Origin of the sequence: Phytohabitans kaempferiae (assembly GCF_042433955.1) — a bacterium.
GTDB classification, from domain to species: domain Bacteria; phylum Actinomycetota; class Actinomycetes; order Mycobacteriales; family Micromonosporaceae; genus Phytohabitans; species Phytohabitans kaempferiae.
On the sequence record NZ_JBHLUH010000063.1, the window covers coordinates 42,794 to 63,158 of the forward strand.

The following is a 20,365-nucleotide window of genomic DNA, read 5'->3' on the forward strand; positions in this document are numbered from 1 at the left end:
GCCGTCTTTGGGGACCCGGTGGGCGGAAATCTCGTGCCCCCACGATCGGGGAGCGAGGAGCGAGAGGACCGCCCACCGGGTCGCGCTGCCGGGGTTACTCCCCGATCAGCCGGTCGTAGTCGAACAGTGCCATCGCGACGTCGACCTGCGCCCAGAAGCGGTGGTAGTTGAACGTGGGTACCGCGCCACCGTTCAGGTACGCCTCCACCTTCGGCCAGTCCGGGTCGTCCCGCAGGAACGAGCGGATGCTGAGGAAGGTGCTGTTGGAGTTGATCGGGTCACCGTTCGGCATGGTGCCGTTGAAGCCCGGCGGGATGTAGAGGCCCTGGCCGGTCGAGCTGTTGTACGTGTCGTCGAACCGGTTGTAGTCGGCCTTGGTCTCCGGCACCGAGACGCCGCGCGTGTCCTTGCGGGCGAGCAGGGCGTCAAGCAGACCCTTCGCCGTGGCCTGGGCCTGGGCGTTGCCGGACTTGGCGGCGTAGTAGACCAGCGTGCGGGCGTAGGCGCCGGCGACCCCGACATCCTGCGTGTGGTCCACGACGGACACTCGCAGGTTGCTGTTGTTGACCGAGGTCGTGGTGCTGGTCCAGTTGCCGCCGGGCTGGCCGCTCCAGCTCAGCGTCGACGGGATCTGGTACGTGGTACCGGTGATCGTCGTGTTGGCGATGGCCCACGCGACCCACTTGTCCAGCAGCGCCTTGGCCTGCGCGTTGCCGGTCTCGTGGTAGTACTCCGCGACCCGCTCCATGCTCCACGCCTGGAAGCCGAACCACTGGTTGGACGGCGGGTCGTGGTAGACGGGCTTGTCGTCGTAGACCATGCCGTAGAACGTCGGCCGGCCGGCCGGGCGGGCGCTGTAGTCGCCGTTCCAGCTGTTGGTCGCGCCGCCGGCGATCGCACCGTCGGCCGACTGGAGCCAGGTGTAGAACTGGATCTGCCGGGTGAGGCTCGTCGCCCAGTCGGCCTGGGCGGACGAGGACCGCGGGATCAGCTCGGTGGTGTTGGACAGCGCCCAGGCCGCGAACGGGTTCTGGTAGCCGCCGTGGTTGTGGCTGGAGCCGATCCGCCAGGCCCAGTCGCTGCTGCCCTGCGGGCCGCCCCACGCGGAGTACCAGGAGAGCAGGTACGTCGCGCTGCTCTTGCCGGTGCCGGCGGTGCAGGACGGCGAGGCGCAACCGGGGTTCTTGAAGTACTTGTCGTACATCGCGTACCGCAGGTAGTCACCCATCTGCGCGGCCTTGGTGATGGTGGCCGAGATGTCCGCCTGCTTGCCCTGCTCCTTGGCCCACTTCAGCGCCCAGTACGCGGCCTGGACGGCACGCGCGTCGGCGTCGGGGGCGCTGGTGTAGCGCCACTGCCGGGCGTACGTGCTGTCCCCGATGAAGATCGGCAGGTAGCCGTTGGTGCCGCCGAAGTTGAACGTCTCGCACGACGGGTGCGGGACGGTCTCGAAGACGCTCTCCTGCGGGCCGCGCTGGTAGGTGTTGATGTACGCCGGCTTGGTGGTGCCGTCGCCGCACTTGCCGTAGCCGTACACGTTGTCCACGTCGAGCAGCCAGTGCATGACGTACATGCGGTTGTTGCCGTACGTCTGGGTCAGCTCGTTGTAGAGCGGGTCCTGGCCCACGCGCACCGAGGAGTCCAGCTTGCCGCCCTGCTGCGGGTACAGGTCAGGACGGTTGGCCTCGGGCGCGTAGTCGGCCGGGTCGTTCGGGTTGTAGCCGCCCTGCGTCTCCGACGGGATGATGTACCGGTCCATGATGTTCCAGGCGTTGTTGAACGGCGCCCAGTTGCCGGTGGCGCGGCCGTACATCGCCTCGAGCGAGAGCCAGTAGCTGAACGCCTCGGACGTGGTCTCGTGACCGTGGTCGGGCGCCTCGACAAGAAGCGTCTCCACCGAGTGGTAGGGGACGCCCTCGGGGCTGAAGTAGCCGTTCGCCGGAGCCTTGATCTTGTTGTACAGCTCCAGGAACTCCTCGCCGTACCGGCCGGGCTCGGTGGTGTTCTCGTCGTCCGTCACCGTCACAGCGGTCTGCGCGGAGGTGTAGTTCGTCGCGCTCGCGGTGATCGTGGCGGTGTCGTTGTTGGCGTCCGCGTCGTGGGCCGCGTTGACGGCCACGTTGACGCCGGTGCTCCAGTTGGTCGAGTTGAGCGTCACGCTGGTGGCCCCGAGCGTCACGTCCGCGTCACCGGTCTTGCTCAGGCTGACCGGCACGCTGCCGCTCGGCGCGGCGCTGAGCTTGACGTTCAGCTGCGAGCTGCTGCCCTCGGCGACGTTGAGCGTGGCCGGGGTGACGATGCTGGCCTGGCCGCTGCCGGTGACCGTGAAGGCGCGCTCGGCCGTCGCCGTCAGCGCCGGCGAGCCGTTGTCGTAGGCCCGGGCCTGGACGGTGTACGAGCCGGCCGGCAGCCCGCTCATCACGTAGCTGTAGGGCGCCGTGGTGTCCTCGTTGACCAGCAGGCCGTTGCGGTAGAACTCGACCTTGGTGATCGAGCCGTCGGCGTCGCTGGCGTTGGCGCTGACCGTCACGTTGGCCGGCGCGGCGAACGAGGCGCCGGCGGCCGGGCTGGTGAGCGAGACGGTGGGCGCCTGGTTGGAGGACGCGCCGTTGCAGGCGGTGCCGTTGATCGTGAACGCCGTCGGCCTGGCGTTGGTGCCCGAGTACGAGCCGTTGAAGCCGATGGAGATCGAGGCGCCGGTGGCCAGGTTGCCGTTCCAGGACATGTTCGTGGCGGTGACGTTGGCGCCGGACTGCGTCCAGTTCGCCGACCAGCCCTGCGTCACGCGCTGGTTGCCGGGGAAGGCGAACCCGAGGTTCCAACTGGTCAGCGGGTCGCCGAGGTTGCGGATCGTCACGCTGGCGGTGAACCCGTTGTTCCAGTCGTTGGTCGTATAGACCACGTCGCAGGCGGTCGCGGCGTAGGCCATGCCGACCGGCACGCCCACCATCCCTCCCGCGACCAGCGCGCCGGCGGCGACCATCGCCACCCGGCGTTTTCTTGCGGTGAGCTTCATCGTGGAGTGTCTCCTCGCGGACCTGGCCGATTGGCTCGGCCGGCGCCTTCTACGCGATGGTGGAAGCAGCGCGCAGGGCGGAAGGCGCTGGTGACGTGGGGCGTCCCGGCCCGGACCGGGTAGCGAGCCAGGCGCCGAGAGGTGCCGGGCCACAGCTCGATCCGTTCACATTCCTGGGCGCCGGTTTCCACAGTGGATGCCCTCGGCGGCCCGCGGTCGCGCGGTGTTGGCTCCCTCACGCGATGTTTCGACAGTCTTGCATGGGAGCGCTCCCGCAGCAAGTGGGGGCGTTTTTGTCTTCACCCCGGGGCGCTCAAACAGGCCCTGACCTGCCGATCTAGCGGCATCGCGGGGTTTCGGCGCCGTTGGCTCGGTGTTTCGATCTCGTTTTGGGTCTTTCACAAAGGCGTAACGAGTACTACAGTCCCAACCAACGTCGATGGGAGCGCTTCCATTGATGTCGATGCAAGTACGCGGGGGACAACTCTACAGGGTCACCGCCGGCACCATCGGCGGCCCCACAACCGCTCAGCCGCAGAGCTGGCGGCGGGCCAGCCCGGACTCCGCCGCCAGCGTCTCACCCCCGGTCGAGAGGAGGTGGAACCAGAGCCACTCGCGTGGCCCGGCTCCCGCGCGACATGCGCGACGAGGAGGGAAGATCCTCTCGCGCGTGTGTAACTGATGGTGGGGACGGGGGTTGCCCTCCCCGTCCCCACACCCACTCCAATAGAAGATAAACCCCACCACCAAATGGGGTAATCGGTCGTCGGGACAGGCGCCACGCGCCCGACCGGTCGACCAGCTCACCAGACTCTCCCCCATCCGCACCACGCGACCCGACCGGCGACGGCGGACCGCGGGCACGGTTGGAAACGCTTCACAGGACGGCATCGGACCCAACGGACCCATCCGCTTCCACCGCACCGCCGTTCGCGCACCACCCCGATAGCCGTCGCGTCCGTCCACACCGGCCGGTCAGCGCGGACCGGCTCGGCCGACCCGCTCGTGCCAAGGTGCATCTGGCGGATCCATGCGGGGCCGCGGCGGGCCAGACGACGACCGCCTGGACCTCGCCCCGCACCCGCAGGACCCACCTGATACGCCCTGGACCGACCCTCTCAGCCAGCCTCCGCCCGACACGCTCGGCACCGACCGCGAGCGGGAGGCCGTCAGCGCCCTGCACCTTCCCACGACGGTCCGCCACTCGGCGTGCGCGGACCTGGTCGGGGCGGCCACCCGAGTCCACAAACCGGGCGGCACGACTTCGGCCGGGCGATATGGACGATCCTTCGGCCGCATCGCCACCCGATCACCCCATTTCCATCCGCCACGATCCGGGTTAGCCTGGGAGCGCTCCCAGACCAAGGGGGATGGGCCACCACCGAGGAGACCCGAACATGTCCGTACCGACGAGGACCACCGCTGGCGCTACCCCGACCGCCGACTCGGCCAGATCGGCCCTGCTCAGCGGCGTCGAGCCCGACGATCTCTCCCGGGACCCAGCGGTCGACGCTCCGCTCGGCCTGACGTTCCCGGACGGCTTCGTGTGGGGCGCCGCGACGTCGGCGTATCAGATCGAAGGAGCCGCGAAGGACGACGGCCGAGGCGAGTCGGTGTGGGACACGTACAGCCACACCCCCGGCCGCACCCGCAACGGCGACACCGGTGACGTGGCGGTCGACCACTACCACCGCTACCCCGAAGACCTCGATCTGATGCGCGAGTTGGGCCTGGGGTCCTACCGGTTCTCCATCTCATGGCCCCGCATCCAGGCCGACGGCACCGGCGAGCCCAACCAGCGCGGCCTCGACTTCTACCGCCGCATCGTCGACGGCCTGCTGGAGCGGGGCATCGAGCCGATGGCCACGCTCTTCCACTGGGACACGCCGCAGGCACTTCAGGACCAGGGGGGCTGGGAGGCGCGGGACACCGCGTACCGGTTCGCCGAGTACGCCGAGCACGTCTTCGCCGCCCTCGGCGACACCGTGCCGGTCTGGCTCACCGTCAACGAGCCCAAGACCGTGGTGCAAAACGGCTACATCACCGGTCACCACGCGCCGGGCACGCGCGACGAGCCGCTGGCCTACCAGGTCGCCCACCACCTCCAGCTCGGGCACGGCCTGGCGGTGCAGGCGCTGCGCGCCAGCGGCGGCGCCTCCCGGATCGGGCCGGCCTTCAATCTGCACCCCTGCTACCCGGCTGACGACTCGGCCGCCGCGGCCGCCGCCGCCCACCTCTACGACGGCTATGAGAACCGGCTCTACCTCGACTCCGCGCTGCGCGGCCACTACCCGGAGGACGTGCTGGCCGACCAGGGTCCGGACAGCCCGCTGGCCCGCTCGATCCGGGACGGCGATCTGGCCATCATCGCCCAGCCGATCGACCTGCTCGCGGTGCAGTACTACACGCCCTACTACGTGACCGGCGACGGCAGCATCGAGAGCGAGCGGCGGCACGCCACCTCGGAGGCGTTCTGGCAGCAGATCTACCCCGACGGGATGTACGACATCCTGACCAGGGTCACCCGCGAGTACGGACCACTGCCGCTCACCGTCACCGAAAACGGGCTGCCCTGCCCCGACGTGCTCGGCCCGGAAGACGACATCGACGACGTGGAGCGGGTCTCCTTCCTGCGCGACCACTTCGCCGCGGCGCACCGCGCGATCGCCGACGGAGTGCCGCTGGAGAGCTACCACGTGTGGTCACTGCTCGACAACTTCGAGTGGGACCAGGGCTACGAGGAGCGGTGGGGCCTGGTGTACGTCGACTACGCCACGCAGCGGCGCATCTTCAAGCGCAGCGCGCACTGGTACAAGCGGGTCATCGCCGACAACACTGTCTGAGTGTCGTCCGGGGCGCGCCGGCCCGGGTCGGCGCCCCCGACGGACCCGGGAGGTCGGATGCGCGACAGCCTCACCAAACGGCGGGTCAGCGAAGACGAGCTGGCCCGCCTGGTGCTGCGGGCGTTCGGCCCCGGCGCGGGGGTCAGCGCGTGGCGCGAGCTTTCGGGCGGCACCTACAACGCGGCCTACGCGGTCACGCTCGGCGGCGGGCGCCTCGGCGGCAGGCGCGAGGTGGTGCTCAAGGTCGCCCCGCCGCCCGACCTCAAGCTGCTCAGCCACGAGGTCGACCTGATGCGCACCGAGGTCGACTTCTACCGGCGGGCCGCCACCGTCGGCGTGCCGGTGCCCGAGGTGCTCTTCGCCGGCTTCGAGCGCGACCTGATCGGCACCGACTTCGTCTTTCTCAGCCTGGTGCCCGGCACCGACCTGCACTCGCTCGCCGGCGGCCGGCCGCCGGCCGAGTTCGCCGCCGTGCGCGGGCAGGTCGCCGGCCTCACCGCCCGCCTCCACAGCATCACCGGCAGCGGATACGGGTATCCACTGCGCGGCAGCCGCACCTGGCAGCCGACCTGGCGGGGCGCGTTCGGCGCGATGGTCGACGACCTGGTGGCCGACGCGGAGCGCCTCGCCCCGGCCAAGCCGCTGCCGGCCGCGCCCGCGTGGATCGGTGCGCTGATGCGCCGCCATGCCGACGTACTCGACGATGTGACCCGGCCGGCACTGGTCCACTTCGACCTCTGGGACGGCAACGTCTTCGTCGCCCCGGACGACACGGCGGCACCGGCCGGCTGGCGGGTCACCGGCTTCATCGACGGCGAGCGGGCGTTCTACGGCGACCCGGCCGCCGAGCTGGTCAGCCTCGCGCTGTTTCGCGAGCCGGAGCCCGAGCTGCTGAGCGGATACTCGGCCGGCGGCGGGGCACCGATCGCGCTGACCGGGAGCGTGGCGCGGCGGCTCGACCTCTACCGCACGTACCTCTATCTGATCATGGCGATCGAGGGCGCGACCCGCGGCTGGCACGACGAGGAGCGGGTCCGGTTCGAGACCTGGCTCGCCGCCCGTATCGACGCACAGTTGGCGTTGCTCTGACGATCGACCAGACTGGTCGCCATGACGTTCGCCCCGGGGCTGCTCCTGCACGACCGGTACGCCATCGTCGAACAGATCGGCGTCGGTGGGATGTCCGAGGTCTGGCTCGCCGTTGACCAGGTGCTCGACCGCCCGGTCGCGGTCAAGGCGCTGACCGCCGCCCTCGACGACGACCCCGACCTGTTCGCCGCGACCTGGCGCGAGGCCCGGGCCACCGCGAAGCTCACGCACCCCCACGTCACCCAGGTTTACGACTACGGAGAGCAACGACTCGGCAGCGGCGCGGTGGTGCCCTACCTCGTCATGGAGCTGCTCGACGGCCGCAACCTCGCCGACCGGCTCGCCGCCGGGCCACTCCCCTGGCCCGAGGCGGTCCGCACCGCCGCGCAGGTGGCCAGCGGCCTCGCGGCGGCCCACCGCATGGGCGTGGTGCACCGCGACGTCAAGCCGGGCAACGTGATGCTCACCCCCACCGGCGCCAAGGTGCTCGACTTCGGCATCGCCGCGCTCACCGGCTCGCGGCCGGAGGGCGACGGCGGCTGGCTGGTGGGCACTCCGGCGTACGCGGCACCGGAGCGGCTGGACGCCGGGCCGCCCGACCCCGCCGCCGACGTGTACGCGCTGGGCGCCCTCCTCTACGAGGCGCTCGCCGGCAGGCCCCCGCTGCCCGTGGCGACCTGGGACGAGGCGGAGGAGGCACACCGCCGCTCGCCGTCGGTGGCGCCGCCCGCGGTGCCCGGCCTGCCGCCCGCGGTCACCGCGCTGGTGCTCGCCTGCCTATCCCGCGACCCGGCACGCCGCCCGCGGGCACAGGACGTCGCCGAGGCGCTCGACGCGGCCGCTCCACCCGAGCGCGAGCGGATCGCCCCGGCCGCCGGACCGGCCGACGCCCGGCGGCCCACGCCGCAGTACGTACGGGGCGTGGCGGCGGCCGCCCCGATGCCCATGGCCGCCCCCGCCGGCCCGCGGACGTCGGTGGGGCGCCCCGGTGCCGACCCGCGCCCCGAGCGCCGCCGCCGGTTGCGCCCCGCCCTCATGATCACGACGGGCCTGCTGCTGGCCGCCGGGCTGACCGCGGCCGCGCTCGCCGCGTTCGTCCCGAGCGACAACCCCGGCGCGGCCGCCCGCCCGCCCGGCGGCGGCCAGACCAGCACCACCGCGCCAGCGACGACCGCACCCCCCGCCAACCCCTCCCCCGCCGACCTGGTGGCGCAGGTCGACCGCACGCTGGAGGGCGCGATCGCGGCCGGCCGCATCGACGACGACGCGGCCGAAGACCTCCGCGACGGTGTGGACGACCTGAAACGCAGCGTGGCCGACGGCGACCTGGAAGAGCTGCGCGACGGGGCGGCCGAGCTCCTGGAGCAGATCAACGACTTCAACGAGCGGTCGGTCGCCCAGGAGGCCCGCTTCGACCTGACGCTGGCGCTCGACCCCCTGCTCCGCAACAACTGACGCGCCTCGCCGGCGCGCGAGGGGTCAGGCGGTCACGGCCGCCTTCAGGTCGTCGGCGCGGTCGGTGCGTTCCCAGGTCAGGTCGGGCAGTTCACGGCCGAAGTGGCCGTACGCCGCGGTCTGCCGGTAGATCGGCCGCAGCAGGTGCAGGTCGCGGATGATCGCCGCCGGCCGCAGGTCGAAGACCTCGTTGATGGCCTTCTCGATCCGGTCGACCGGCACGGCCTCGGTGCCGAACGTCTCCACGAACAGGCTCACCGGATGCGCCTTGCCGATCGCGTACGCCACCTGGGCCTCGCAGCGCTCGGCCAGCCCCGCCGCCACCACGTTCTTGGCGACCCAGCGCATCGCGTACGCCGCGGAACGGTCCACCTTGGACGGATCCTTGCCGGAGAAGGCGCCACCACCGTGACGCGCGTAGCCACCGTAGGTGTCCACAATGATCTTCCGGCCGGTCAGACCCGCGTCGCCCATCGGGCCACCGATCTCGAAACGACCGGTCGGGTTGACCAGCAACCGGTAGCCCCCGGTCTCCAGGCCCAGCCCCTCCAGCTCAGGGGAGATCACGTGCTCGCGCACATCCGGGGTCAGCAGCGACTCCAGCGAGATGTCGGCCGCGTGCTGGCTGGAGACCACGACCGTGTCGAGACGGACCGGGCGCAGCCCTTCGTACTCCACCGTCACCTGCGTCTTGCCGTCCGGACGCAGGTAGGGAATCGTGCCGTCCTTACGCGCCGCGGACAGGCGGCGGGCCAGGCGGTGGGCCAGCGCGATCGGCAGCGGCATCAGCTCAGGGGTCTCCGAACAGGCGAAGCCGAACATCATGCCCTGGTCGCCGGCGCCCTGCGCGTCCAGCGCGCTCTCCGAGCCCTCCGCCCGCAACTCGAAGGCGTTGTCGACGCCCTGCGCGATGTCCGGCGACTGCGAACCGATCGAGACACTCACGCCGCACGAGGTGCCGTCGAAGCCCTTCTTCGACGAGTCGTACCCGATCCCCAAGATCGTCTCCCGCACGATCGCCGGGATGTCCGCGTAGGCCTTGGTGGTGACCTCACCGGCCACATGCACCTGGCCGGTCGTGATCAGCGTCTCCACCGCGACCCGGCTGCGCGGATCCTGGGTGAGGAGGGCGTCCAGCACACCATCGCTGATCTGGTCAGCGATCTTGTCTGGATGCCCCTCGGTAACCGACTCGGACGTGAACAGACGACGTGCCACGGCACCTACCCTCTCCCTCGACCCTCCCCAGCCTAGAGGCAGGCGAGGCCGCGGAGAGCCGGAGCCAGGCAGCCGTCCGGGAGTCTCAGCGCGGCAGCGCCTGCTGGAGCTCGGCCCGCAGCGCCGGCGTGAGCATCTCCCCCGCCTGCTTGGCCAGCCGCGCCATCTCGTAGCCGACCACGCCGATGTCGGCGTCACCCGCGGCGAGTGTGGCCAGGATCGAGCCGTCCCGGATGGCCATCACCAGGAAGTAGCCGCGCCCCAGCTCGACCACGGTCTGCTTGACCACGTCGTTGTCGAACATCTGGGCCGCGCCGGTGGTGATGCTCATCAGCCCGGACGTCACGGCGGCCAGCTTGTCGGCGTGGTCGCGGGGCAGGTGGTCGGAGACCGCGACGAGCAGTCCGTCGGAGGAGACCACGATCGCGTGCGCCACGCCGGGCGTGCGATCGGCGAACGCGCTGACCAGCCAGCTCAGGTCACGGGCATCTTGACTGAGCTCACTCACGGTGGTTTCGCCTCCTGGTTCCGTCGCTGCGCGGCTTGCGGGCGCCGCTTTCCCGCTCGGGCGCCCGCCGAGGTCACCGACGGCCGGCGCCGGGACGACCCCGCCGCGCCGCACCGCGGCGCTCACGGCCGCGCCTCCTGGTTGATCGTTTGTCGCAGGTCGCCGCTGTCTTCCGCCTCAGCCCGGCGAACACCGGTGTAGTAGCGGGACAGCATGCTTCCCACCGCCTCGGGATCCGGTTCGATCCGGGAGGTCGGTATCGCCGCCGCCGGCCGCGGCGGCTCGTCGCCCACCGGCGGGAGCTGCGCCATCGGTACGCGCAGCGGCAGCCCGTTGGCCATCGTGCCGCCGGTGATCGGCACGGACGGCGGTGTCGGGCCGCCCGGACCGGTGCCGCCCGGACCAGTGGCCGGCGGCGTGGCCACGGAACCGCCGGCGAGCCCGCCGGCACGCCCGGTGCCCTGCCGCGACCACCACGTGCTGCCGGTCTCGGTCGAGGTGGCGCCGGCCGACTTCAGCACGTCTTCGGCGCGGGTCGGCCCCCGGCGGACGCGGGTCGCGACACCGGCGCCGGCGGCGGGCAGAGCCGGCATCGCGACGGCCGGTACGCGTGCGGGCGCCACCGCCGGCGCGGCGGTCAGGCGCAGCTCGCGGCTGACCGAGTCGGGTACGGCGGCGATCGCGGCCAGCACCGGACGGGCCGCCGGCTCGGGCACCACGCGGGCCGGCGGGGCGGGCGCGAGCAGGCCCGGCGGCAGCCAGACGGTGGCGATGATGCCCCGCTCGGTGGCGAGCAGGCGTACCCGGATCGAGTGCCGCGCGGCGAGGTGGCTGACCACGAAGAGCCCCATCCGCTCGGACGCCGCGACGTCGGCGGCGGGCGGCTCGGCGAGCAGCGCGTTGGCGTCTTCGAGGGCGGCCTCGCTCATGCCGAGGCCCTCGTCGACGATCTCGATGGTGCCGGTGCGCCCGCTCGACGACCGCGTGGTCATCTTGACCTGCGTGAACGGCGCGGAGAAGTTGGTCGCGTTTTCCAGCAGCTCGGCGAGCAGGTGCACGACGTCGGCGACCGCGTGGCCGACCAGGTACAGGTTGTCGACCGCCTCGCTCCGCACGCGCGGGTACTGCTCGATCTCGGCCGCGGCGGCCATCGCGACGGCGGAGAGGGCGACCGGCTCGTTCCATCGGCGGCTGGACTCGGTGCCGGCGAGCACCAGCAGGCTCTCGTCGTTTCGCCGCATGCGGGCGGCGAGGTGGTCGAGCTTGAAGAGATTGGCGAGCTGGTCGGGGTCGCTCTCCTCGCGCTCCAGCTCGTCGAGCAGCTCCAACTGCCGCTCGACCAGCACCTGGCTGCGGCGGGCCAGGTTGACGAACATCGCGTTGACGTTGCGCCGCATGACCGCCTGCTCGACGGCGAGCTCGACCGCGCTGCGGTGCACGGCCACGAACGCCTCGGCCACCTCGCCGACCTCGTCCATCGACCGCACCGTCGAGGGGGGCACTTCGATCTTGGGTACGCCGTGGCCGACCCCGCGCAGCCGCTCGATCGCGTCGGGCAGCTCGTCCTGGGCCACCTGTAGCGCGTGGCGGCGCAGCTCGCGCAGCGAACGCGCCACCGACCGGCCGATGAGGACGGAGATGACCAGAGCGATCAGGAGTACGGCGAGCACCGAGCCGGCGACCAGCAGCGTGCGCTGAAGCTGGCTGGTGCTGCGCGCACCGGCCTCGTCGACCGCGTCGCGGAGCACCTCGGACTCGACCTGGCGGAGCAGGTCGTGGCGGTCCTGGCTGATCGACCACCAGCGGAACGGCTCGAGCACCTTCGCCTCGCCGCTGCCGGTGGCGATCGTGGTCTGCTCCATCGCGACCGCCGCGCCGAACTTGGGGTCGGCGGCGGCCTGCTCGTATCGCAGCACCTGCGCGTTCGTCGCGGCGACCCGGAAGTCGGCGAGCGCGGTGAGCTGCTGCGCCCGCAGGTCGGTGAGTTCGACCAGGTCGGTGGGACCGTACTGCCCGGCGCTGGCCGCGGCGTAGAGGCGGGCGCGCAGCCGGGAGCCGATCTCCTTGATCCGGGCCAGCTCGACGTAGCGCAGCACCATCTCGGTCAGCTCGGGCCGCTCGACGCCGGGCGAGGGCTGGGCGAGCAGCGTGAGGAGCGCGTCGATCGTGCGCGAGTAGTTGCCGAGCACGGTGTCCGCGCCGACCGCGCCGCTGGCCGCCGCCGCGCGGAGCGTGGGCAGGTCGTCGACCGCGTCCCGGGCCCGGTTGAACGCCACGCGCCACGCCGCGTCACCGCCGGCGAGCGGCTCGGCCGCCTCCCGGAAGTCGGCGACGGAGCGGTCGACCGCCACGTAGTACTGCCGGATGTCGGCGGTGGCCTGGTTTCCGGTGGTCCTGCTGGCCTGGAGCGCGGCGAGGTTGCCCGCGGTGCGGTCGCGCTCGCTCTGCAGGTCGTGCACCAGCGTGGTGATCTGCTGGCCGAGCGCCACCTCGTCGGCGAACTCGTCGAGCACGGTCGCCTGCCCGATCAGCGCGCTGGTCTGCACGCCGGCCACGACCATGAAGGCCACGGAGGGGATGACGAGCACGGTGGCGAGCTTCGTGCGCATCCGCCAGTCCCGGACGCGCAACCGCGAACGCCGCCGATGTGGGATAACCCGGACATCAAGCCGCCGACGATGACGCGAAACCGTCCGGTCCGACGGCTCCGGGGCAGCAGCGCCCACGCCTCCCCCTTACCTCGTACCCGGCCTGCCGAGGAGCGGAGTCCATCCAATCAGGCACGCGAGCGGTGTCAACGCCACGACCAGCGACAAGTTCACGAAGGATACAGCGGAGGATCGGATCTTGCCGGTACCGCCGAGGTGGGCTCCCCCATCCGGACGATACCGCCCGATCATGGAGCCGCCGGACCAGTGGGTATCAAGCCGGCGGCGATGAGGGCCGCACCGGTCGCGCCCACCTCGGGATGGTCGACGTGGCGGACCGGCCGCGGCGCGAGGGCCGCCTGGAATGCCCGCCGCCACCAAGGTTGGGCGGCGACCGCGCCGCCACCGAGCACCACCTCGGTCGAGCGCTCCACAGTGGACTCCAGCACGGCCAGGTCACGCGCGATCATCCGGCAGACACCGTCCATCAGCCCGGCGAAGATCTCGACGGCCGTGGTGGAGAAGGCGAGCCCGGCCAGCGCGCCCGACCCGGCCGGCGCGCTGCCCGGTGGCCGGTCGCCGCCGAGCCGCGGGTCGGCCCGCACCTCCACCTTTCCGGGGACGATCGCGGACAGCTCCCGCTCCAGCGCGTCTCCCTCGGGCAGCCGCAGCTCCCGCCTCGCCCAGGCGAAGAGGTTGCCACCGGCGGAGTACGCGGCGCCGGTGACGATCCGCTCGTGGTCGACCCGGTAGCGCCACACCTCGCCAGGGAGCGGGGGCAGCGGGGCACCGGGCACCACCGGCTGCACCAGGCGTACCGCCGCCGACGTGCCGACGGTGACCGCCGCCCGGCTCGGGTCGAAGCAGCCGGAGCCGACGTTGGAGGCGGCGCCGTCACCGGCGGCGGGCGCCCAGGGCACGCCGGCGAGGGCGGGCCAGCGGCGGGCGTACGCCTGGGTCAGCCGCCCCCGCCACCCGGCCGGGGCCAGCCGCGGCACCTCGGCGCGGCTCACGCCGGCGAGGGCGAGCGCCTCGTCGTCCCAGTCGAGCCGGGTCAGGTCGAGCATCCCGGTGCCGGACGCCTGGGACACCGACATCGGCGCGGCGCCGAGCAGCTCGCCGAGGACGAACTCGGGCAGCCCGGTGAAGCACGCCAGCCCCGCGCCGCAGTTCGCGCGCAGCCAGGGCAGCTTGACCGTCCAGTAGAAGCGGTGCCACCACGTACCGGTGCGCTGGTGGAACGCGTCCGGGTCAGCCGGCCCGGACGCGCCGGCCGGCGGGGCGGGACGCGTGTCGAGCCAGGTGACGAGTGGACCGAGCGGCGCGCCGGCCCGGTCGAGCGGCACGGCCGAGTGCCACTGCGAGGAGGTGGCGACGAGCCGTACGCCGTCGAGCAGCCCGGCACCGGCCAGCTCGTCGACGCAGTCGACCAGCGCCAGCCGGTACGCCACGGCGTCGAGCGTGGCCGCGCCGCTGTCGTCGACCACCACCTCCACCGAGCGGCGGGCGAGCGCGCCGGGCAGCGGTGCCGCCGCGTCGTCCAGAACCAGCCCGCGTACGGAAGAGGTGCCCAGGTCGAGCGCGAGAATGCTCATCGCCGTCACCGTATCTGCTACTCTCCTGCGCATGCTCGCGCGCCTCAATTCCTGGTGGCCCGCCACACCGGCGGCCCCACCCTCCCGCGCGTAGCTGATACCCCACGCGGCCGCCTCGTAAGGCGGCCGCCGGCATTCCGACGCACCGGTTGTCCGCCCCGAGCGGCCCCCGGCCCGAAGGAATGTACGGATGGATCTGCTGTCCCTGCTCGACACCGCACTGCTCCAAGATCCAACTCAGCCGCCCCCTTTCGCGCTGCTGCGCCGCGAAGGTGCGGCGCACATCGAGGTCTTCACCGGCGGCGTGACCACCGCAGACCGCCTCGCCGACGTGCCGATGCCGAGCGGAAGGCCCGGTCCGGCCACGCTCGCGCTGGTGCCGTACCGCCAGATCACCGAACGCGGCTTCGCCTGCGTCGACGACCACACGCCGCTGGAGTGCCTGGCCATCCGCTCGTACGGTGAGGTGCCGCTGGAGGCGGCGCTGGCGCTGCTGCCGGACACGCCGGTCGCCGCCCGGGACGGCCGCTTCGACATCTCCGACGAGGAGTACGCGGAGACGGTCGGCGCGGTGCTCCGCGACGAGATCGGCCATGGCGAGGGGGCGAACTTCGTCATCCACCGCACGTTCACCGCCCGCGTGGACGAGCCGCTGCGGGCCGCGCTGGCCGCGTTCCGCCGGCTGCTGGAACGCGAGCGGGGCGCGTACTGGACCTTCCTCGTGCACACCGGTACCCGCACGCTGGTCGGTGCCACGCCCGAGCGGCACGTGAGCGTGGAGGACGGGCTGGTGATGATGAACCCGATCAGCGGCACCTTCCGCCACCCCGACGGGCCGGCCGAGCGGGAGGCGCTGCTGGAGTTCCTCGCCGACCCCAAGGAGATCGACGAGCTGTACATGGTGCTCGACGAGGAACTCAAGATGATGGCCACGGTCGCCGACCACGGCGGGCAGGTCGTCGGCCCGTACCTCAAGGAGATGTCGCACCTGACCCACACCGAGTACCTGCTGGCCGGCCGGGGTTCGCGGGACGTGCGGGAGGTGCTGCGCGAGACGATGTTCGCGCCGACGGTCACCGGCAGCCCGATCGAGAACGCGTTCCGGGTCATCGCCCGCCACGAGGGGCGCGGGCGGCGGTACTACGCGGGCGTGCTCGCGCTGCTCGGGCACGACGAGGCGGGCCGGCAGACGCTCGACGCGCCGATCCTCATCCGCACCGCCGAGATCACCCCGGACGGGGTACTGCGCGTGCCGGTCGGCGCCACGCTGGTCCGCCACTCGACCGCCGCCGGCGAGGTCGCCGAGACGCACACCAAGGCGGCCGGCGTGCTCGCGGCGCTGGGCCTGCGGCCGGCCGCGGCCCCGCGGTCGTCCGGCGAGTCCGGGGTACGCCTCTCCGCCGACCCGGACGTGCGGGCCGCCCTCGCCGCCCGCAACGACCGGCTGGCCCGCTTCTGGCTCGACGAGCGGGGGCCGGTGGCGACCAGGGCGTCCGCGCCGCGGGCACTGATCGTGGACGCCGAGGACACGTTCACCGGAATGCTGGCGCACCAGATGCGGTGGCTCGGGCACGACGTGACCCGCCGCCCGTGGACCGACCCCGGCCCGCTCGACGGCTTCGACCTGGTGGTGGCGGGCCCCGGCCCCGGCGACCCGAACGCGGTCGAGGACGCCAAGATGGCCGCGATGCGCGCGGTGCTCAGCGCCCGGCTGCGTACCGGGCGTCCACTGCTCGCGGTCTGCCTCGGGCACCAGTTGCTCTGCGGGCTGCTCGGGCTGGACCTGCACCGGCGGGACGCGCCGTACCAGGGGATGCAGCGCGAGGTGGACCTCTTCGGCCGGTCCCGGCGCGTGGGCTTCTACTCCACGTTCACCGCGGTCTCCGGCGTCGGGGCGCTGACCACGCCGTACGGCCCGGTCGAGCTGGCCCGCGACCCGCTCGACGGTGCGGTGCACGCGCTGCGCGGCCCGGCCTTCGCGGGCGTGCAGTTCCATCCCGAGTCGGTACTCAGCGAGGACGGCCTCGCGGTGCTGGCCGACCTGCTGAAGGCGTTGACGGAGGTACCCGCCGTGCATTGACGCGCACCGCGCGGTTTCGTGCTCGGCCGCCGTAACGCTTGCCATCACCTATCGATTTTCGATACATTCCCATCGTGACTCGATCGAAGGAGGCGTGATGGGAAAGGTGACCATCCTGGCGCTGCGCATCGTGCTCGCGATGGTGCTCGCCGGCACGCTGTTCGTGCAGGCGGTGATGGTGCCGCTGCTCGCCATCGACCTCGGCGAGTCCGAGCCGGACGTCGTCCACGTGCGCACGCCGCTCGTCGTCATCGCGGTGCTGGGCGTCCTGACCATCCAGGTCACGGTGGTCTGCGTGTGGCGGCTGCTGACGATGGTGCGGCGGGGCACGGTCTTCTCCCACGCCGCCTTCCGGTGGGTCGACATCGTGATCGGCGCGGTGTCGGCGGCCTCGCTGCTCGCGTTCGGGCTCGGCGTCACGCTCGCGCCCGGCGAGGCCGTACCTCCGGGGATGGTCCTCCTGATCGGCGGCGGCGGCCTGATGGTCGCCGGCGTCGCCCTGATCGTCCTCGTGCTGCGCATGCTCCTCGCCCAGGCGGTCGCCCGCGACGCCGAGGCCCACCACCTGCGCGCCGAGTTGGACGAGGTGATCTGATGCCGATCATCGTCGACATCGACGTGATGCTGGCCCGGCGCAAGATGTCCGTGGGCACGCTCGCGGAGCGGGTCGGGATCACGCCGGCCAACCTGGCGGTGCTCAAGAACGGTCGCGCCAAGGCGGTGCGGTTCACGACGCTCGCCGCGCTGTGCGAGGTGCTCGACTGCCAGCCCGGCGACCTGCTGCGCTGGGAGCCCGACGAGCCGGCCGGCGACGCCGCGCACGATGAGCATTGACCGGTTTATTTCCGTCTTAAGCCTTTCTGTGGGATCGAACCCTGTTGTGGGACGACTCGTACCGCCCCACGACTACCCCACTGTTGGAGGCACTGTGCGGCACGGAAACGTCGACCTTGGCCTGCTGCGCACCGGGGCTCACAGCCCGTCGGTCTTCGCGCTCAGCCGCAGCATGGGCGATGGCACACCGATCGTCGACTTCTGCATCCCCTGCAACCCGTACTTCCCCACGCCGGACATGTTCGCCGCGCTCGCGCAGAACCTGGAGTCGATCCTCAAGTACTACCCGAGCGACTCCGGCTCGATCACCGCCAAGCTGTGCAGCGTGCTCGGCCTGCATCCGCAGACGGTCGCGATGGCCAACGGCTCCACCGAGCTGATCACCTGGCTCGACCACCTGATGATCAAGGAAAGCGTCGCGATCCCGATCCCGACCTTCGGCCGCTGGACCGACCAGCCGCTGGAGACCGGCAAGCGGGTCGACATGTTTCCGCTCCAGGAGGCCGACGGGTACGCGCTCGACCTGGAGGAGTACGTGGCGTTCATCCGCAGCCGCGGCTCCCGTGTGGCGGTGATCTGCAACCCCAACAACCCGGACGGCGGCTTCCTCGCCCGCCGCGAGGTGCTCCGCTTCGTCGACGCGCTCACCGACCTCGACCTGGTGGTGGTCGACGAGTCATTCATCGACTTCGTCGAGGCCGAGCGGCAGCCCTCGATCGCCCCGGACGCGGCGATCCGCCCCAACGTGGTGGTGCTCAAGAGCCTCGGCAAGAACTTCGGCCTGCACGGCATCCGCTTCGGCTACCTCGTGGCCAACCCCCAGATCGCCGGCAGGATCGCGAAGGTGCTGCCGAAGTGGAACCTCAACTCACTCGCCGAGACGGTCGTCCACATGATCCAGGACTACGAGACCGAGTACCGGGAGAGCCTGCGCCTGCTCGCCCGCGACCGGTACCAGATGGCGGAGGAGCTGGCCCGCGTGCCGGGCCTGACGGTCTTCCCCTCGCAGGGCAACTTCCTGCTGGTCAAGCTCCCGCCCGGCTGGAGCGGCGTGGACCTGCGCGACTACCTGCTCAGCCGGCACGGGCTCTTCGTCCGCGAGTGCGGCAACAAGCTCGGCATGACCAGCCAGTTCCTGCGCTTCGTGGTGCGCCCGCAGGCGGACGTGCGGCTACTGGTCGAGGGCATGCTCGCGTACGGCCGCTACCTGCACGGCGAGTCGGGCCACTCGGTCTCGGCCAGCGACGACCGGTACGGCACCTCGGCCGCGCTGGAGCCGGACAACCTCATCCCGTACCCCGGCCGCCGTGGCCTGGCCACCGCGACCGCCAACTAGATGATCTATGCCAAGAGGTACGGGGAACTGCCGCAGCTTTCGCCGGAAATGTCGCAGCGTGTCCTGGCCACCGGAAGGCTCTTTCCGGGAACAGCCCATTGCCGGCGGCGCGAACGGGCTGTTTCCCGGAAACCGCCCTCTCGGTGCCGCGGAGGGTGCGGCCGCGGTCATTCCTCGGCCCTGAGACCGAGTAGCCGGACCTCCTCCACGTCGAGGGCCGACTGCACCTGCCACAGGACAGTGTCGTCGATCTCTTTGGCGTTGCGGAGCCGGGTGATCTCCGCGCGTTTGGCCCCGAGCAGGCCAAGGCGGAGCTGGCTGACCATCTCCTCCTGCTGGGTCGTGTCCTCGTCGCGCGTGGTCCGGATGTCGTCGAGGTGGTCTTGGTACTCGGCACTGAGACGGCTGACGGCATCCGGCGGCGCGCCGACGTCGGATGCCACCTGGGGGAGGGCGCGCAGCGCGGCCTCGGTGGCGCGGATCTGGGCCTGCCGCACCTCGTCCTCGATCTCGCGGTCGCCGGTCAGGCCCGCCCAGTTGGCGACCGCGGGCAGGGTGATGCCCTGGATCAACATCATCAGGACGATGACGACGACCGTGACGAATATGATGAGATCCCGCTCCGGGACCGGGACGCCGGCGTGGGTGGTGACGGGCACGGCCAGGGCGGCGGCGAGTGAGACCGCACCGCGGAAGCCGGCCCAGCCGGCGACAGTCCGGGTCCGCCAGTCGAAACGGCGTGCGCGGCGGGACGCGCGCCGGTCGATCGCCTGCAAACCGCCGACCGCCAGATGCAGCCAGACCATTCGGGTGAGCACCACCACCGCGACAATCGCGATCGCGATCCCCAAAGACGCCATGGGGCTGTGGCTGGTGATCCCCCTCAGCGATCGAGGTACCTGCATGCCCAGCAGGACGAACAGGCCGCCGTTGAGCATGAAGGTGAACAGGTCCCAGAACGACAGCGCGACAATCCGGGAGCGAGCTCGGATCACCTGCGGTGCCACGTAGGAGATCAGCAGACCGGCCACCACCACAGCCAGGACACCACTGCCGTGCACCAGCTCCGCCAGCAGGAACGCCACCACCGGGGTGAGGATGCTCAAACCGCCCTCGATCATCGAGTCGTCGACGCGGCGACGGATCTTGATGATCAACACGCCGACCAGCAGACCCGCCGCGATCCCGACCGTGGCCGAGCCGACGAACTCACCGAGCAGTGCGAGCGGCCCTGGCACCCTGCCGCCGGCGATCACCCCGACGGCGACGGCGAACACCACCAGCGCGGTGCCGTCGTTGACCAGGCTCTCGGCCCGCAACGTGGTGAGGATGCCGCGGGGCATCCGCTTGGCCAGGCCGGCGACCGCCGCCGCGTCGGTGGGGCCGAGCACCGCGCCGAGCGCCCAGGCCGCCGCCGGCGCGACTCCCAGGGCCTGGGCGGTGTACGACACCGCGACCGTCGATATCAACACGAGCAACAACGCGAGCAGGGTAATGGCCGCGAAGTTGTCCCGGATCTCGCGCAGGCTGATCACCAGGCTCTCGCGGTACAGGATGGCGGGCAGGAAGAGCACCAGCACCACATCGGGCGGAAGCGATATGTGGTCGAACGGTGGCAGCAGCCCGATCAGCGCGCCCAGTGAGATCAGCAGGACCGGCGGCGCGACGCGGTAGCGACCGCCGACAATGGTGCCGACCACCACGGTGACGCCGAGCACCGCGATCAGCAAAAGCCCTTCCACG

Annotated in this window: 13 protein-coding genes; 7 read left to right on the forward strand and 6 right to left on the reverse strand. The window is 71.6% G+C overall.

Annotated elements, in window-relative coordinates; all coding sequences use genetic code 11:
* Positions 1-94: 94 nt before the first annotated feature.
* Positions 95-3,016: a glycoside hydrolase family 48 protein gene (locus tag ACFFIA_RS30510; protein ID WP_377257418.1), complete on the reverse strand. Its 2,922-nt coding sequence runs from the start codon at positions 3,014-3,016 to the stop codon at positions 95-97.
* 1,397 nt (positions 3,017-4,413) lie between these two features.
* Between ACFFIA_RS30510 and ACFFIA_RS30515 the strand changes: the two genes are divergently transcribed.
* Genes ACFFIA_RS30515 through ACFFIA_RS30525 form a run of 3 tightly spaced genes read left to right on the forward strand, consistent with a single transcriptional unit; the run spans position 4,414 to position 8,403 of the window.
* A complete protein-coding gene (locus ACFFIA_RS30515; RefSeq protein ID WP_377257420.1) occupies positions 4,414-5,859 on the forward strand; it encodes a GH1 family beta-glucosidase in 1,446 nt (481 codons plus the stop codon).
* A gap of 57 nt (positions 5,860-5,916) precedes the next feature.
* Entirely contained in the window at positions 5,917-6,948 is a 1,032-nt protein-coding gene (locus ACFFIA_RS30520; RefSeq protein WP_377257422.1) for a phosphotransferase family protein, read from the forward strand.
* A 21-nt stretch (positions 6,949-6,969) separates the two neighbouring features.
* Positions 6,970-8,403: a serine/threonine-protein kinase gene (locus ACFFIA_RS30525; protein WP_377257424.1), complete on the forward strand. Its 1,434-nt coding sequence runs from the start codon at positions 6,970-6,972 to the stop codon at positions 8,401-8,403.
* Positions 8,404-8,427: 24 nt separating this feature from the next.
* Here the strand turns inward: ACFFIA_RS30525 and metK are convergent, their stop codons facing one another.
* The 4 genes from metK to ACFFIA_RS30545 all read right to left on the reverse strand — a co-directional run bounded on the left by metK (position 8,428) and on the right by ACFFIA_RS30545 (position 14,372).
* Positions 8,428-9,621 carry a methionine adenosyltransferase gene (gene metK / locus ACFFIA_RS30530; RefSeq protein ID WP_377257426.1) on the reverse strand — a complete coding sequence of 398 codons (1,194 nt, stop codon included), beginning with the start codon at positions 9,619-9,621 and terminating at the stop codon, positions 8,428-8,430.
* Positions 9,622-9,706: 85 nt separating this feature from the next.
* Positions 9,707-10,129, reverse strand: a complete 423-nt coding sequence (locus tag ACFFIA_RS30535) for a roadblock/LC7 domain-containing protein (RefSeq protein WP_173072002.1) — start codon at positions 10,127-10,129, stop codon at positions 9,707-9,709.
* A gap of 122 nt (positions 10,130-10,251) precedes the next feature.
* Entirely contained in the window at positions 10,252-12,738 is a 2,487-nt protein-coding gene (locus tag ACFFIA_RS30540; RefSeq protein ID WP_377257428.1) for a sensor histidine kinase, read from the reverse strand.
* Between the two features lie 287 nt (positions 12,739-13,025).
* Positions 13,026-14,372 (reverse strand): FGGY family carbohydrate kinase, encoded by a 1,347-nt coding sequence (locus ACFFIA_RS30545; RefSeq protein WP_377257430.1) that lies wholly within the window; start codon positions 14,370-14,372, stop codon positions 13,026-13,028.
* 190 nt (positions 14,373-14,562) lie between these two features.
* On the opposite strand from ACFFIA_RS30545, the gene ACFFIA_RS30550 reads away from it, so the two are divergent.
* The 4 genes from ACFFIA_RS30550 (at position 14,563) to ACFFIA_RS30565 (ending at position 18,622) form a co-directional block, all read left to right on the forward strand.
* Positions 14,563-16,452 carry a chorismate-binding protein gene (locus ACFFIA_RS30550; RefSeq protein WP_377257432.1) on the forward strand — a complete coding sequence of 630 codons (1,890 nt, stop codon included), beginning with the start codon at positions 14,563-14,565 and terminating at the stop codon, positions 16,450-16,452.
* Positions 16,453-16,549: 97 nt separating this feature from the next.
* Positions 16,550-17,047: a DUF2975 domain-containing protein gene (locus ACFFIA_RS30555; RefSeq protein ID WP_377257434.1), complete on the forward strand. Its 498-nt coding sequence runs from the start codon at positions 16,550-16,552 to the stop codon at positions 17,045-17,047.
* Complete coding sequence (locus tag ACFFIA_RS30560; RefSeq protein WP_377257436.1) at positions 17,047-17,286, forward strand: helix-turn-helix domain-containing protein; 240 nt, start codon at positions 17,047-17,049, stop codon at positions 17,284-17,286. Before ACFFIA_RS30555 ends, ACFFIA_RS30560 begins: the two co-directional genes overlap by 1 nt.
* A 94-nt stretch (positions 17,287-17,380) precedes the next feature.
* The gene (locus ACFFIA_RS30565; RefSeq protein ID WP_377257438.1) at positions 17,381-18,622 is read left to right on the forward strand and encodes a pyridoxal phosphate-dependent aminotransferase; all 1,242 of its coding nucleotides are present in this window, start codon (positions 17,381-17,383) and stop codon (positions 18,620-18,622) included.
* A gap of 167 nt (positions 18,623-18,789) precedes the next feature.
* Here ACFFIA_RS30565 and ACFFIA_RS30570 read toward each other — a convergent pair whose 3' ends face one another.
* Positions 18,790-20,364, reverse strand: a complete 1,575-nt coding sequence (locus ACFFIA_RS30570; protein WP_377257440.1) for a Na+/H+ antiporter — start codon at positions 20,362-20,364, stop codon at positions 18,790-18,792.
* Position 20,365 lies beyond the last annotated feature (1 nt).